Annotated in this window: 15 protein-coding genes; 3 read left to right on the top strand and 12 right to left on the bottom strand. The window is 68.7% G+C overall.

Annotated elements, in window-relative coordinates:
• The first annotated feature begins 69 nt into the window (after positions 1-69).
• Positions 70-477, top strand: coding sequence for a RidA family protein (locus tag ACFV9G_RS10600; protein WP_378727408.1), 408 nt, complete (start codon positions 70-72; stop codon positions 475-477).
• A 64-nt stretch (positions 478-541) separates the two neighbouring features.
• Here ACFV9G_RS10600 and ACFV9G_RS10595 read toward each other — a convergent pair whose 3' ends face one another.
• The gene (locus ACFV9G_RS10595) at positions 542-1789 is read right to left on the bottom strand and encodes an RNA polymerase sigma factor (RefSeq protein ID WP_378727407.1); all 1248 of its coding nucleotides are present in this window, start codon (positions 1787-1789) and stop codon (positions 542-544) included.
• Between the two features lie 7 nt (positions 1790-1796).
• A complete protein-coding gene (locus tag ACFV9G_RS10590) occupies positions 1797-2171 on the bottom strand; it encodes a YciI family protein (protein WP_378727406.1) in 375 nt (124 codons plus the stop codon).
• A gap of 150 nt (positions 2172-2321) precedes the next feature.
• Here ACFV9G_RS10590 and ACFV9G_RS10585 point away from each other — a divergent pair, with 150 nt between their 5' ends.
• Positions 2322-3644: an MFS transporter gene (locus ACFV9G_RS10585; RefSeq protein WP_378727405.1), complete on the top strand. Its 1323-nt coding sequence runs from the start codon at positions 2322-2324 to the stop codon at positions 3642-3644.
• Here ACFV9G_RS10585 and ACFV9G_RS10580 read toward each other — a convergent pair.
• The 7 genes from ACFV9G_RS10580 to ACFV9G_RS10550 all read right to left on the bottom strand — a co-directional run bounded on the left by ACFV9G_RS10580 (position 3573) and on the right by ACFV9G_RS10550 (position 11189).
• On the bottom strand, positions 3573-4454 hold the full coding sequence (locus ACFV9G_RS10580; protein ID WP_378727404.1) for an alpha/beta fold hydrolase: 882 nt from the start codon (positions 4452-4454) through the stop codon (positions 3573-3575). The two genes, ACFV9G_RS10585 and ACFV9G_RS10580, sit on opposite strands and share 72 nt — an antisense overlap.
• A gap of 184 nt (positions 4455-4638) precedes the next feature.
• On the bottom strand, positions 4639-5742 hold the full coding sequence (locus ACFV9G_RS10575) for a glycosyltransferase family 2 protein (RefSeq protein WP_378727403.1): 1104 nt from the start codon (positions 5740-5742) through the stop codon (positions 4639-4641).
• Between the two features lie 20 nt (positions 5743-5762).
• Positions 5763-7151 carry a purple acid phosphatase family protein gene (locus ACFV9G_RS10570; protein WP_378727402.1) on the bottom strand — a complete coding sequence of 463 codons (1389 nt, stop codon included), beginning with the start codon at positions 7149-7151 and terminating at the stop codon, positions 5763-5765.
• A 77-nt stretch (positions 7152-7228) separates the two neighbouring features.
• Complete coding sequence (locus ACFV9G_RS10565; protein WP_378727401.1) at positions 7229-8134, bottom strand: pseudouridine-5'-phosphate glycosidase; 906 nt, start codon at positions 8132-8134, stop codon at positions 7229-7231.
• On the bottom strand, positions 8131-9069 hold the full coding sequence (locus ACFV9G_RS10560) for a carbohydrate kinase family protein (RefSeq protein ID WP_378727400.1): 939 nt from the start codon (positions 9067-9069) through the stop codon (positions 8131-8133). Before ACFV9G_RS10560 ends, ACFV9G_RS10565 begins: the two co-directional genes overlap by 4 nt.
• A 98-nt stretch (positions 9070-9167) precedes the next feature.
• Positions 9168-10436: an alpha-hydroxy-acid oxidizing protein gene (locus ACFV9G_RS10555; protein WP_378727399.1), complete on the bottom strand. Its 1269-nt coding sequence runs from the start codon at positions 10434-10436 to the stop codon at positions 9168-9170.
• Between the two features lie 108 nt (positions 10437-10544).
• Positions 10545-11189: a TetR/AcrR family transcriptional regulator gene (locus tag ACFV9G_RS10550; RefSeq protein ID WP_378727398.1), complete on the bottom strand. Its 645-nt coding sequence runs from the start codon at positions 11187-11189 to the stop codon at positions 10545-10547.
• A 71-nt stretch (positions 11190-11260) separates the two neighbouring features.
• On the opposite strand from ACFV9G_RS10550, the gene ACFV9G_RS10545 reads away from it, so the two are divergent.
• Positions 11261-12163 (top strand): sterol desaturase family protein, encoded by a 903-nt coding sequence (locus ACFV9G_RS10545; RefSeq protein ID WP_378727397.1) that lies wholly within the window; start codon positions 11261-11263, stop codon positions 12161-12163.
• On the opposite strand, the gene ACFV9G_RS10540 is transcribed toward ACFV9G_RS10545, so the two are convergent.
• Genes ACFV9G_RS10540 through ACFV9G_RS10530 form a run of 3 tightly spaced genes read right to left on the bottom strand, consistent with a single transcriptional unit; the run spans position 12126 to position 14058 of the window.
• Positions 12126-12752 (bottom strand): hypothetical protein, encoded by a 627-nt coding sequence (locus tag ACFV9G_RS10540; protein WP_378727396.1) that lies wholly within the window; start codon positions 12750-12752, stop codon positions 12126-12128. The genes ACFV9G_RS10545 and ACFV9G_RS10540 overlap by 38 nt on opposite strands.
• Positions 12749-13549 carry an HAD family hydrolase gene (locus tag ACFV9G_RS10535; RefSeq protein ID WP_378727395.1) on the bottom strand — a complete coding sequence of 267 codons (801 nt, stop codon included), beginning with the start codon at positions 13547-13549 and terminating at the stop codon, positions 12749-12751. Before ACFV9G_RS10535 ends, ACFV9G_RS10540 begins: the two co-directional genes overlap by 4 nt.
• Positions 13546-14058, bottom strand: a complete 513-nt coding sequence (locus ACFV9G_RS10530; RefSeq protein ID WP_378727394.1) for a GNAT family N-acetyltransferase — start codon at positions 14056-14058, stop codon at positions 13546-13548. The genes ACFV9G_RS10535 and ACFV9G_RS10530 overlap by 4 nt, the downstream gene beginning before the upstream one ends.
• Positions 14059-14062 lie beyond the last annotated feature (4 nt).

Raw genomic sequence — 14062 nt, 5'->3', positions numbered from 1 at the left:
TCTATCAGTGATAGAGACGCTCGCGCCGACCGGTACGAGCAGGCGCGAAAACACAGGAGAGAGATCGAAATGACCGTTGAACTGCTGCACCCGGACGGACTACTTCAACAGACCGACTACGCGCCGGTCGCCGTCGGCACCGGATCCCGACTGATGCTGTTGGCGGGGCAGGCCGGTGTCACGCCGGACTTCAAGCCGGCCGCTCCCGACCTCGCCGGCCAGGTCCACGCGGCACTGCAGAACATCATCATCGGCGTCAAGGGCGCGGGCGGCGGCGTCGAGAATCTGGCGCGACTGACCTTCTACATCGTCGACTGGGTGCCGGAGATGTGGGACGAGGTGCTCGCCGGCATCGCCCGAGCACAGGAGCTGGAGGGCCTACCCGCTCCGACCCCGCCGATCACGATCATCGGGGTCCAAGCACTCTTCACCCCCGAGTTCTTCGTGGAGATCGAAGCCACGGCGATCCTCGACTGAGTGCTGATCCACAGCTCAGGGTCGAAGTTCCTCGTCGTCGGGGTAGTCCGACACTTGCGCCAGATCAGCTCCGTCCGAGCTGATCCCTTCGCCTGGTCAGCAGCGCGACTTCGGCGGCGTTCTCGGCTAGCTCGATAGCTTTGTCGTACGCCGCCCGGGAGTCGCCGCTGCGGCCGAGCCGGCGCAGCAGATCGGCACGGGTGGCATGGAAGGCGTGGTAGTCGTCCAGGCTGGACCCCAGGTGCCGGTCGATCTCGGCGAGCGCGACCTCGGGCCCGTCCAGCTCGGCGACGGCGATCGCGCGGTTGAGCCGGACGATGGGTGACCCGTCGACCCGGACCATCTGGTCGTAGAGCGCGACGATCTGCGACCAGTCCGTGTCGCGGGCGTCGCGCACCGAGGTGTGCACCGCGTTGATGGCGGCCAGGATCTGGTAGCGCCCGGGCCGCGGGCCACCGTTCGCGACGACGCCGAGCCGCTCGCGCACCAGCGCGTGACCCTCGGCGATCAGTGCGAGATCCCACGAGCCGCGGTCCTGCTCGTCGAGCCGGACCAGCTCGCCGGTCGCCGAGATCCGAGCCGTACGCCGCGCCTCGATCAGCAGCATCAGGGCCAGCAGGCCGGCGACCTCGCCGTCGTCGGGGAGCAGCCCACGGACCAGGCGGGTCAGCCGGATGGCCTCGAGGGTCAGGTCGCCGCGTACGGAGTTCTCGTGGTCGCCGGAGGAGAGGTAGCCCTCGTTGAAGACCAGGAAGAGGACGGCCAGGACGCCCGAGACACGCTCGGGGAGGTCGGCCGCCTCGGGGACCCGGTAAGGGATGTGGGCTGCCTTGATCTTGGTCTTCGCGCGGGTGATTCGCTGGCCCATCGTGGTCTCCTGGACCAGGAAGGCCTTCGCTATCTCGGGCACGGTCAGGCCGCCGACCATGCGCAGCGTCAGCGCGATCCGCGCCTCGGGCGCGAGCGCGGGGTGGCAGCAGGTGAACAGCAGTCGGAGCCGGTCGTCCTCGATGGCGCCGAGAGGCTCGTGCGGGGTGTCATCGTGCATCGCGACGGCCTCCTTCTGCTTGTCGTCACGCTTGGACTCGCGGCGGATCCGGTCGATCGCGCGGCGGTTGGCGGTGGTGGTGAGCCAGGCGCCCGGGTTGGGAGGTACGCCATCGAGCGGCCAACGCTCGACCGCGACCGTGAACGCCTCGGCCGCGGCCTCCTCGGCGATGTCGAGGTCGCCGAAGCGCTTGGCGAGGCTGGCGACCACCCGTGCCCACTCCTCGTGGTGAGCCCGGGTGATCGCCTCGTCAATATCCGTCAACGGCGGTTCACGCCTCGGGGCCGGTCTGCATCGGGCGCACCTCGACCTTGCCGAGGCAGGCCGCGGAGGCCTCGCCGGCCAGCTTGAGCGCGACGTCGAGGTCGGGGACGTCGATGATCCAGAAGCCGGCCATGTACTCCTTGGCCTCTGCGTAGGGGCCGTCGGTGATGACCGGCTTCTCGCCCTGGCCGTCGACGACGGTCGCTGTCTTCGCGGCATCGAGGCCGTCGGCGAAGACGAAGTAGCCCTCTTCCTGGAGCTTGTCGTTGAACTTCCCGGTCGCCTCGAACGAGGCCATCATCTCCTCCGGCGAGGCGTAGCCGTAGTTCTCCTTCTCGTAGTCCGAGTCGGGGCCCCACACGGACATCAGGTACTTGGCCATGGTGCTCACTCCTTTGTGTCGGACGGCCTCGGTGACCGCCTCTCACCCTTGCTACGAACGTCTACACCCCGATCCGACACCTCTCATCGGAATTTCTCCAGGTAAATTCAGTCGTTTAGCATCGGTAACCATGTTGAAGGCCCCGCAGAAGTGAGCATCACCGCAAAGCTCAAGGGTGCCGTCGCCGACACCCGCCCCCTCCAGGAGCCGCACTTCCGGCGGCTGTGGATCGCCGGGATCATCACCATGGTCGGCGCGCAGCTGACCGTCGTCGCGGTGCCGGCCCAGATCTACGCGGACACCGGCTCCTCGGCGTACGTCGGGCTGACGGGTGTCTTCGGGCTGGTCCCGCTGATCGTCTTCGGTCTCTACGGCGGCGCGCTCGCGGACCACTTCGACCGGCGCACGATCCTGATGATCTCGACCATCGGGCTGATCGGCACCAGTGCGCTCTTCTGGCTCCAGTCCGCGCTCGGCAACACCAACGTCTGGCTGCTGCTGTGCCTCTTCTCGGTGCAGCAGGCCTTCTTCGCGGTCAACTCGCCGACCCGGAACTCGCTGCTGCCCAAGATCCTGCCCGTCCACCTGCTCCCGGCCGCCAACTCGCTGCAGATGACGGTCTTCCAGGCAGGTGCCATCGCGGGACCGCTGGTCGCCGGCGTGATGCTGCCGTTCACCGGGTTCACCTGGCTGTACGCCATCGACACCGTCACCCTCTTCGCGACCCTCTACGCGGTCGTGCTGCTGCCGAGGCTCCCGGTCGAGGGCGCCGGCGCGAAGGTCCCCGGGCTGCGTTCGGTGTGGGACGGGTTCGCCTACCTGCGGCATCAGCCGGTGCTGATGATGAGCTTCGTCGTCGACCTGATCGCGATGGTCTTCGCGATGCCACGGGCGCTGTTCCCGCAGATCGCGCACGAGTCCTTCGGCGGTCCCTCGGACGGCGGGATCGCGTTCGCGCTGCTCTTCGCGGCCATCCCGGCAGGTGCGGTGATCGGCGGGATCTTCTCCGGCTGGGTCTCGCGGATCGAGGCCCAGGGGCGCGTGGTCATCTGGTGCATCGCCGTGTGGGCCCTCGGGATCACCCTGTTCGGGATCACCGTGGGGTTCGCGGATCTCGCTGTGGACAAGCGCACCACGGCGCTCATGCTGGGCCTCGCCGTGTTCTTCATGATGGTCGCCGGCGCCGCCGACGTGGCCTCCGCGGCCATCCGGATGTCGATCCTGCAGTCGGCGGCCGACGACAACGTACGCGGCCGGCTGCAGGGGGTCTTCACGGTGGTCGTCGCGGGTGGCCCTCGGGTGGCCGACGTCCTGCACGGAGGCGCGGCGGCCGTGGTCGGCACCGCGATCGCGACCACCGGTGGCGGCCTGCTCAACCTCCTCGGGATCGCGCTGTGCGCGCTACTCGTCCCGAGCTTCCTCGCCTACCGGGTCAACCGGCGCGCTCCCGCTGAGAGCGAACTCTCGAAGTAGCCCGGCGAGCAGCTCGGGCTGGTCGATCGGCACCAGCGTCGAGGAGTCCTTGACGATCTCCAGCCGCGCGTCGGGATAGTGCGCGGCCAGGCGCGGACCGTGCTCGGCGGGCATCATCGTGTCCTGGTCGGCCCAGACCACCAGCACCGGCTTGGTGAACTTCTGCTGCCCCTCGGCCAGCTCGAGCAGCTCGTCGCGACCAGGTGCGCCGCCGGCGAACTTGATGAAGTCGCGGCGGATCGCCCGGTCGGTCAGCGCCGGCGCGAACCAGCCGTGAACGAGGTCGTCGTAGAGGTGGTAGCTCTTGTCGACCGACATCCCGCCGTAGCCGGAGCTCATCTGCCGGAAGCTCTCCATGCGGAACAGCTGCAGCGCGGCGGTGAACAGCGGCGGCATCTTCGAGAGCACCGCCAGCGGCTTGGCCGCCTTGGGCGGGTAGTTGTCGAAGGCCTCGCACGCCACCAGCGCCAGCCGCGCGATGCGGTCGGTGCGGTCGGCGTTGATGAGGAACTGGCCACCGCCCCAGTCGTTGAGGACCAGGGTGACGTCGTGGAGGTCGAGCGCGTCGAGGAAGTCGCCGAGGATGCTCGCCACGCCCTGCTGACTGAGGTCCGCGTCGGGCCGCATCGGCTGCCGGTGACCACCCAACGGGAGCGTGGGCCGGATCACTCGGAAGCCACCGAGATAGGGCAGCGCACGGCGCCACACACGGCCGTCCATCGGCACTCCATGGAGGAGTACGAGGACAGGTCCGTCACCGCCGGTATCCTCGAAATCGATCGGACCGGCCGACAGCTCGACGCTGGGCATTCAGTGGGCTCCTCGAAGCAATGGCGTGGGGTGCCCACACCTTGCCCCCAGGGGGACACCCTTGCAACGGGAATCGCCCAATTCCCTGCGCATCTGGGTATATCGCAGGTCTTAGGTCCCTGAGCCTCTAGGGCCGTGTTATACGCCCTGGGGCTTCTGGTGGGCGCCGACGAGATCCCGGCGCTCAGAGCCCGACGGGCAGGTCCTCCGCGGCGGCGAACGCCTCGATCCCCTTGGCCGGCCCCCGCTCGTCGATCGTCTCGATGAGAGCGGCGAGGTCGTCGCGGCGGTCCTGCGAGACCAGCCAGGCCATCAGGCGCTGGCCACGCGGGACGGTGGTCTCCTCGAAGGGGACGCCGGCGTCGTACCAGAACTCGAGGACGGCGCCGCGCAGCAGCGACCAGTAGCGGTCCGGATCCTCGGTGGTGGGGTTGACCGACGCCCGGAAGTGCTCCCACATGTCGATCGGGAGGATCTCGGTGCGCAGCGTCCGCATCAGCTTCGACGAGCCCGAGCCGGCCACGAGCTCGACGGTCTGGCGCTTGGTGGTGATCCGCTCGAGCAGGTTGGCGATCTGGGCGCGCTTCTGGGTCGCGGAGGAGAAGTCGGAGCGGACCCGCCAGTCGTAGACGACGTCGGTGAGGATGTCGAAGTTCCTGGCGGCCAGGAACGCCTGGGTCAGGGCCACCTGGTCCTGGTAGCGGGTGCGCTCGGGGAAGGTGATGTCGTTGTCGGTCCAGAAGGAGCGCCGGAAGATCTTGTTCCACACGAACACGTCCGCGAGCATCAGCGGGGCATCCTCGATCCGGCATCTGAGGCGGGTCCGGGTGTGGTTGCGGCGCATCAGCGGGGTGACGTACCTCCGCTCCTCGCCGTTCACGAGGGTGACGCGCTCGGCCGATCCGACGACGAAGTCGGAGCCCGTACGCCGCAGCGTCTTCACCATCGTGCTCCAGGCGTCACGGGGCAGGATGTCATCGGGGTCGACGAAGGTGAGCAGGTCACCGGTGGTGGCCTCGATCCCGGTGTGACGGGCGATGGAGACACCGGAGTTGGGCTGGGTGATCAGCGTGACTCGGGGATCCGTGGCCGCGATGCTCTTGACGATCTCGGCCGACCCGTCGGTCGAACCGTCGTCGACGACGACCACCTCGATGGCACAGACCTCGCGCAACGGCTGATGAAGGATGCTGTCGAGGCTGTCGGCGACGTAGTCGGCCACGTTGTAGACCGGCACGACGACGCTGAGCAGCCTCGGCTTCCTCCTTCTGAATCCCCCCACGCGCATCAACTCTAATTGGGTGCCCATCAACGTGACCTAGCGATCGTGAGCGTGTCGACCTCGGAGCCGTCGGTGGCGATGACTTCGAGGTCCAGCCTCGCCTGCCCGTGCGCGTCGCGCGGGTGCGCGTCGAAGAACGCGACCGAGTGGGTCGCGTCGCCGACGGCGCGGTAGGTCGTGGGCTCGGGGATCTTCAGGCCGTGCGCGTCGGTGTAGTAGGAGAGCACGGGCAGGACGTCGGGGTAGGTCGACCCGCCACCGCCGCCGGCGGTGATGTAGATCGTCCCCTGGTTGGTGCTGACCGTGGAGCCGCGCGGCGCCTCCTGGACCGGCTTGCCGTCGCGCATCAGGTGAGTGCGCTCGTAGCAGTGGTTGTGGCCGTTGATCACGACGTCGACCTGATAGCGGTCGAAGAGCGCCTCCCAGCGGTCGCGGATGCCGCCGTCGGAGGCGTGCGCGATGTTGGTGCAGTAGGCGCACTGGTGGAAGCCGACCAGGATGAAGTCGATGTCGCGACGCGCCCGGAAGTCGGCCAGCCGCTGCTCGAGCCAGCGGTCGAGCGTCTCGCCTAGGTAGCCCGCGTTCCGCGTGTACTCGTACGTCGCGTCGTTGCCGTCGAGAGCGATGAAGGCGACGTTGCCGCGGACGAAGGAGTAGGTCTCCTGTCCGCCGCCGGCACCGTTGCCGGGGTGTCGGAAGCGAGCGCGGTGGCCGTCGTAGCCGAGCTCGCCGTTGCCGTTCTCCATCTCGTGGTTCCCGACGACGGTCATCCACGGGATCGCGTTGGCGCTGGGCTGGATCTGGGTCAGGAGCTCGTCCCAGACACCGTAGTCCTGCTGCGTCTCCCTGCTCTTGCCCTGGCCGCCGGTGTCGGCGTAGGCGATGTCGCCGACGACGAACGCGAACTCGGCGCCCTGCTGACGGATCAGGTTCACGTTGCGTGCGGCGTCCTCGGCCACACCCATGTCGCCGAAGGCGGCGAACCGGAAGGACCCCGTGGTCTTCGGGGCGGTGGTGAACGAGCCCCTCGTCGGGGTGCCCCCGTCGTGGCTGAGCCGGTAGTAGTAGCGCGTGCCCGCTCGCAGGTCGCTGAGGTCGACGTGGTGGTAGGCGCTGTCGACCCGGATCGAGGAGAGCGACTCGGGTCGCAGGGTGAGGCCGTAGTCGGGCGTCACACCCAGGTCGAGCCGCGACGCCTGCACCGACCCGGCGGTCGACCAGGAGACGTTCATCTGCTTGATCGGGTCGGCACCGTAGGACAGATGTACGCCGGTGGCCGGCGCGGCCGACCTGGCCGCCTGTGTCCACAGCATCGGGCCGGCGACGACACCGGCACCACCGATCAGGCCTGCTTTGAGCAGGGTGCGCCTGGACGGGCCGTTTCTGGCGGGGCCGGAGTGGGGGCTGACGGTCACGGGAGGATCAACGCATAGGTAGACGAGACGTTAGGCCACGTGCGGTGTCGCCCGGGTGAACGAGTGGTGATCGTTCGTCACGCGGCAACATGAGATGCGGCCATTTGTGCGCCGAAGGCTGCGTTGTCGCGTACCAGCGCGATGTTGGTCGCCAGGGAGTCACCGCCGGTCAGCTCGACGATCCTGGCGAGCAGGAACGGGGTGATGTCCTTGCCGTGGATGTCGCGTGCCTCGGCATCGGCGAGGGCCTGGTCGATGTGTTTCCCGATCACCTCGGCGGGGATCTCGTCGGCGACCGGGACCGGGTTGGCGATGACCAGGCCGCTGGGGAGGCCGAGGTCCCAGGTGGCCTTCATCACCGCGGCGGCCTCGTCGGGGCCGTCGATGCGCAGCGGCGCGGCGAACCCGGAGCTGCGGGAGTAGAAGGCCGGGAACTCGTCGCTCCCGTTGACCAGGACCGGCACCCCATAGGTCTCCAGGGTCTCCAGGGTCAGGCCGATGTCGAGGATCGACTTCACCCCGGCACTGACCACCGCGACCTGGGTGCGGGCGAGCTCGGTCAGGTCGGCGGAGATGTCGAAGGACGTCGCCGCACCCCGGTGTACGCCACCGAGCCCACCGGTCACGAACGTCCTGATCCCGACCATGGCCGCCAGGCGCATGGTGGCCGCGACCGTGGTCGCGCCGTGGAGACCGCGGGCGACGACGTAGGGCAGGTCGCGGACGCTGACCTTGGTCACCTCGGGGTCGGAGGCGAGCAGCTCGAGGTCGTCCTGGTCGAGGCCGGCGCGCGGAACGCCGTCGAGCAGCGCGATCGTGGCCGGGACGGCGCCGTTGTCGCGCACGATCTGCTCGACCTCGGTGGCCATCTTGACGTTGTCGGGATAGGGCATGCCGTGGCTGATGATGGTCGACTCGAGCGCGACGACCGGGCGGCCCTCGGCGAGCGCCGTGGCGACCTCCTCGGTGAGCCTCACCTTCACGCCAGGTCCCGCACGAGGGTCTCGTCGAGGTCCATCCGGACGGTGTCGTGGGTGCCGCAGGTCAACGCTGCCGCGGCGTGCCCGAACCGGGCTGCCTCGACCAGGTCGACGCCACGGAGGACCTCGTGCGTGAACGCGGCCAGCATCGCGTCGCCGGCGCCGGTGACATCGACGACATCGGTCGGCACAGCGGGAAGCTCCTGGTAGACGTCGTCGTAGCTGATCACCGATCCGCGGGCCCCGAGGCGCACCCAGACGACGCCGACACCGCGGTCGTGCAGCGAGTGGACGGCCTTCTCGATCTCGGCGTCGGTGCCGGCGGGCAGGTCGGTCAGCGCGGCCAGCTCGGCCTGGTTGGGCGTGACCAGGTAGAGCTCGCGATCGGCCCGGATCAGGTCACGCGCCCGCCTCGCCTTCGACACCGAGACCGGGTCGAACCCGACGGGCACGCCGAACTCGCGGGCGAGGTCGATCGCCACGTCGGCGGTGCGTACCGGGATGTTGCCCTCGACGAGCACACCACGCGCGTTCTTGATCAGGTCGCGGGCCGCCTCCACGACCAGCGGCGAGAACTCGTCGGTCGCGGCCATGTCGGCCACCGCGACCACCAGCTCACCGGAGGAGTCGAGCACGGCGTTGTAGGTGCCGGTGCGGACGTCTGCCCGGCGTCGGACGTAGGTGCAGTCGACGCCGACGTCCTCGGTGTAGCTGATCACCTCGTCGCCGATCGGGTCGTCACCGACGACCGAGACCAGCGCCACCGAGTCGCCCAGCCGGGCGAGGTTCTCCGCGACGTTGCGGCCCACCCCACCGGGCGAGAGGCCCGCTGATCCGGACATGCTCGAACCCATCACCACCTGCTCGTGGGCTCGAGCGTGGAGATCCATGTTGGAGCCGCCGATCACGACGATGTCAGGCGGAGATTGCGGGTTCATCACCTGCATCGTAAGTGGGGTTCACAGATAGCGCCCCCTCATAAAGTATGAACTTGGCGCGCCCCGGACGTGTCCCTGCTCTCAGTCTGACCCGAACTTCAGCCGAGGAGCTCGCGGCCGATCTCCTCGACGGAGCGGCAGCCGACCAGGCCGAGGGAGAGGTCGAGCTCGGCGATCATGTGCTCCAGGACGGCCTGGACACCGGCGGCACCGGCGAGGGCGAGGCCGTAGACGTACGGGCGGCCGAGGAGGACCGCGTCGGCACCCAGGGCGAGTGCCTTGAGGATGTCGGCGCCGGAGCGGATGCCGGAGTCGAAGAGGACCGGGATGCGGCCGTCGACCTCGTCGACGATGCTCGGCAGCGCGTCGATCGAGGCGATGGCGCCGTCGACCTGGCGGCCGCCGTGGTTGGAGACGATGATGCCGTCGACGCCGTGCTCGAGCGCGCGCCGGGCGTCCTCGGGCGCCTGGAGCCCCTTCAGCACGATCGGCAGGTCGGTCATCTCCCGCAGCCGGTCGAGGTCGTCCCAGATCAGGTCGGAGCGGGAGAAGACGTCGAGGAAGGTCTCGACCGCGGCTCGGGCGTGACCGGAGCGAAGGTTGTCGACGAGCTTGCCCGGATGGTGCTGGGCCATGGAGGCGACCGCGGTGAGCGCCGAGGGGATCTCCCGGAGCCCGGGTCGCACGCTCATCCCGGAGCCCGCCGAGATCCGCTGCTCGACGAGGGCCCGGAAGGCCGGGTCGGAGGTGTACTGGGCGATCCCGAGCCCTCTCGCGAAGGGCAGGTAGCCCAGATCGAGATCACGCGTACGCCACCCCAGCATGTGCGTGTCGAGGGTGACGACCAGCGCGTCGGAGCCGATGGCCTCGGCGCGGCGTACGAAGGACTCGACGATCGACTCGTCCTTCGACCAGTAGAGCTGGTAGAGCCGTGGGGTGTCGCCCAGGTCCTCGGCGACCTCTTCCATCGGGACCGACGCCTGGGTGGAGATCACCATCGGGATGCCCGTCGCGCGGGCCGCCGCGGCGACCTCGTGCTCGGCGCGCGGGTGGGCGAGCTCGAGCACGCCGACCGGGCCGAGCATCAGCGGCGCCGGCATGTCCACACCGAACAGCGTGGTGCGCAGGTCGCGGGTCTCGACGTTGGTGAGCATGCGCGGCACCAGCCGGAAGTGGTCGAAGGCGGCGGTGTTCGCCGCGAGGGTGCGCTGCTGGCCGGCTCCGCCGTCGACGTACGCCCAGGCCTCCTTGCTCATCGCCCGATGGGCGGCCTCGGCGAGCGCCGAGGGTTCGGTCGGCACCACGGGACGGTGGCCGAACAGGCCCTTGCGGAAGATGGCCGACTGCAGGTCTCTGCCGATGCTCACGCGCGAAGGCTACTCGCGGCGGGCACTTTCCCGCCATGGCGCCGAAACGCCTGGGCCCCGCCATCGCGACGCCGCATTTTCCCGCCATGGCGGGAAATGCCCGCACACTCAGCGAGCAGCCGGATCCGCGACGATCGGGGCGGGCGGCTCCGCGCCGGAGAGCGCCACGATGAGCCGGTAGCACCGCGCGGTCATCTCGCTCGGCGTGACTTCGGGATGATCGAGCCACCAGGTGACGAGCGAGTCGACGACGTTCATCCACACGGCGGTCATCGCGGAGACATCGAGCGGGTCGTCGTCCCCGACGAGTGCCATCAGCTCGCCGACCCCCTCCATCGCCAGCCGGGTGATGCGGTCGGTGTAGACGGCCCTCACCGCGGCGACGTCACCCGTCTCCGGAGCGGTCCTGTCGAAGAAGAGCCGCCACAGCCACGGCTGGGGCTCGAGGATGCGGAAGATCCCGTCGAGGGTGCGCAGACCGCGTTCGAGACCGACCGAGTCGTCGGCGGCGACCCGCTCCATGTCGCCGGCGAGCAGCTCGGCGCCATAGGTGAGGCAGGCGGAGAAGAGCCCTTCCTTGGAGCCGAAGTACTGGTAGACCAGCGGTTTCGAGATGCCGGCGTCGGCAGCGATCCCCGCGACCGACGCCTTGGCGAACCCGATGGTGCCGAACACTTCACAGGCCGCCCGCACGATCTGCAGCTCGCGGTCGGCGCGTGGGACGCCTTTGGTTCCAGCGTTGGCCCGTGACATGTCCGAGAGTCTAGCGGCGGCATATGACCTTGAGGTAACTTACTCGAAGGTCATATCCCTGGAGGTCCCCCATGAACGACATGCTCGACCCGTTGAAGAACCCCTTGACGTACGCCATCCCGTTCTTCGTGATCTCGATCCTGATCGAGCTGGCGGCGCTGAAGTGGCTCGACCACGACGACAACCTGGCCGGCTACGTCTTCAAGGACGCGCGCACCTCGATCCTGATGGGCCTCGGCTCGATCGTGTCGATGACCGTGTTCAAGGTGCTGACCTTCGCGGTCTATGCGGCGATCTTCGCCTACGCGTCGCTGTGGCAGATCCCGGCGACGTGGTGGGGCCTGGCGATCTCGGTCGTGGTCGTCGACCTCGCGTACTACTGGAACCACCGCTTCGTGCACCGGACGAGGGTCGGCTGGGCGGCCCACCAGGCACACCACTCGAGCGAGTACATGACGTTCGCGACCGCGCTGCGGCAGAAGTGGAACCCGTGGTTCGAGTTCTTCTTCTTCCTGCCGCTGCCGTTCCTCGGCATCTCCCCGGCGGCGATCTACATCGCTTTCTCGATCAACCTGATCTACCAGTTCTTCGTGCACACCGAGACGATCGGCAAGCTATGGCGCCCGATCGAGCTCGTCTTCAACACGCCGAGCCACCACCGCGTCCACCACGGCTCCGACCCGGAGTACCTGGACAAGAACTACGCCGGCATCCTGATCATCTGGGACCGCCTCTTCGGCACCTTCCAGCCGGAGCGCCAGCGCCCGACGTACGGCCTGACCTACAAGGTCGACACCTACAACCTGCTCAGGCTGGAGTACGGCGCGTTCCGTGAGCTCTGGGACGACGTACGCAGCGCCGACGGCTGGCGGCTCAAGCTGGGCTACACCTTCCGGCCGCCGGGGTGGGCGCCGGAGGCTGGTCCGACGACCCCGGCTACGCGGCCTTCCGTCGCCCGAGGATCATCACGATGATCAGGCCGAGGATGCCGACCACCACGAGCGCGACGCCGGGGGCGGCGAGCTCGACGAGCTTCTGACCCTCGGGGGAAGCGGGCTCGCTGAAGCTCACCTGCTGGGGCTCGGGGGCGATCACCTCGGGGAACTCCTTGGCGATCTCGGCCTGGAGCTTGTCGGTGTATTCCTCGACGCGCGGCGCGCTGCCGGCGGCGAGGATCGTGTCGCCCTTCTTCTGCACGAAGAAGTAGTAGTCCTCTTGGGTGGTCAGCGACTTCTTCTGGCACGGGCCGGGGTTGAGCGTGACTCGGAGGTTGCTGCCGCCGGTGACTCCCCGGAGCGCCTTGACCACGGTCACCGGGTAGACCACCTGGCCGGCGCTCTTGGTCGCCTTGCCCGGGCCGGTCACCCGTGCGTGGAAGACCAGGGGCTCCTTGACGGCATCGCTGACCTTGAACGCGGGGCACTTCGCGGGAGCCGTCACCGTCGATGTGGCGGGGGCTGCCGAGGCAGGTGCGGGGCTCGTCATGACCGCCGCTGTCGCAGCAAGAGCAACGGCAGCGAGGAGCTGGGGGACGCGGCGCATGGCGAAGATCAAACCAGTCACAGGCCGAAGACTCCAGCCAGGACCCGCGCGACACCGTCATCTTCGTGCCCGGGCGCCAGATGCGACGCGCACGCGACCACGCTCGGATGGGCGTCCGCCATGGCGTACGACGTCCCGGCCCAGGTCAGCATCGGCAGGTCGTTGGGCATGTCCCCGAAGGCGATCACGTCCGCATCGGAGATGCCGAGCTCGGTGCAGACCAGCTCCAGGGTGGAGGCCTTGGTGACCCCGGGAGCGCTGATCTCCAGCAGCGGGAACGACGAGTGGGTGACGTTGACGCGATCACCGACGACGGCCGCCGCAGCCGCGAGCAGCTCGTCGGCGTCGTCGTGGTCGTCACGGCGGGCGAGCAGCTTGATCAGCGGCTCGTCGGCGAGCTGCTCGATCGGCGCGATGCGCTTGGCGGGCCGGAGGGCGTCGGAGGTGTGGGCCGCGAACTCGGGCTCGCACGACCATCCCTCGAGCGACTCGGTCGCGAAGACCAGCCCGGGGACCTCGTCCTTCAGCATCGCCGCCACCTCGGCGGTGAGGGCAGGCTCGATCAGCCGGGTGAGCCGGGGCTGATCGGAGGCGACGTCCCAGACCAGGGCTCCGTTGGAGACGATCGCCAGCCCGACGCTGCCGATGTGCTCGAAGAGCTCACGGGTCCAGCGCAGCGGCCGCCCGGTCACGAAGATGACCGGCACGCCGATCTCCTCGAGCTTCACGAGCACGCCACGCGTGAAGTCCGAGACCGAACCGTCCGCCCTGACCAGAGTGCCGTCCAGGTCTGTGGCGACGAGCTTGGGCGTACTCATTCTTCCATTCTGCCACCGGGCACCGGCCTGGCCATCACCAGATGCCCGTCCTCGTCGGCGCCACGCAGGTCGGTGAACCCACACTTGGCGAGCACTCGGAGGCTGGAGGCGTTGGTGGGCTCGACAGCAGCCCGGATGCGTACGCCCTCTTCATCCGCGCACGCCAGCAGACCCTTGAGCGCCTCGGTCGCGAATCCCCACCCGCGTGCCTCTTCGATCAGGCCGTAGCCGACCTCGGTCTCCAGGGTGCCGTCAGCAGCGGCGGCAGGTGGCCCGAAGAAGCCGATCGAACCGAGTACGGTCCCGTTGCGCATGATGTAGCGGGAGCTCCACCGGTCGCCCTCGACCCACATCGTCGCCGCGTCGCGGTCGTCCTCGCGCGGGAACTGCGGGTGCCAGCTCTGCGGCCGCCCGATCGAGCCGCTGGGATCGCGGATGGCCTCGACGTCGGCGCGGGTCCACAACGGCAGCGTCAGGCGCTCCGTCGTGACGATGTTGGGAAGAGTCACGAGC

This window comes from Nocardioides sp. NPDC059952 (genome assembly GCF_042730435.1).
In the GTDB taxonomy this organism is placed as follows: Bacteria; Actinomycetota; Actinomycetes; order Propionibacteriales; family Nocardioidaceae; genus Nocardioides.
This window is presented reverse-complemented; position numbering and strand designations above follow the sequence as displayed.